The 387-nt window shown below is 35.1% G+C and carries 1 protein-coding gene; it reads left to right on the top strand.

Translation table 11 applies throughout. From position 1 onward, the window contains the following. Positions 1-387, top strand: a 387-nt coding sequence (locus tag BJN45_RS17465) for a hypothetical protein (protein WP_205750632.1), incomplete at both ends; no start/stop codon positions are given.

The raw sequence follows: 387 nt of genomic DNA, 5'->3' as shown, positions 1-387 counted from the left end.
GATTCAGATTGCACGTCAAATTGATGAGGATACGCCTTACTGTCTTTTTAACCAACCGATGATTGTGGAAGGGATTGGTGACGTATTAACACCTTTAGATTTGGATATGGATCTTTATTACCTTATTATCAAACCAAGTTTTGGTGTAAGTACGAAATCATTTTTAAAACGATTTAAAGACTTTACAGATTTAAAGATGTTTAATCGTTGTCTTGAGGCAATTCATACAAACGATTACAAGCTTTTAGTTGAAAATACGCATAATGATTTCCAACACCCTGTTATAAAACGCAATACAAGACTTAAGAAGGTAGTGCGAATTCTTGAGAAACAAGGTCTTGAAGGCGTTTGTATGAGTGGAAGCGGTACGTCGATATATGGTCTATC

The organism is Azonexus hydrophilus (genome assembly GCF_001956855.1).
Classification (GTDB): Bacteria; Pseudomonadota; Gammaproteobacteria; order Burkholderiales; family Rhodocyclaceae; genus Azonexus; species Azonexus hydrophilus_A.
The sequence above is the reverse complement of the archived record's forward strand: the minus strand, read 5'-3'. Positions and strand labels throughout refer to the sequence as shown.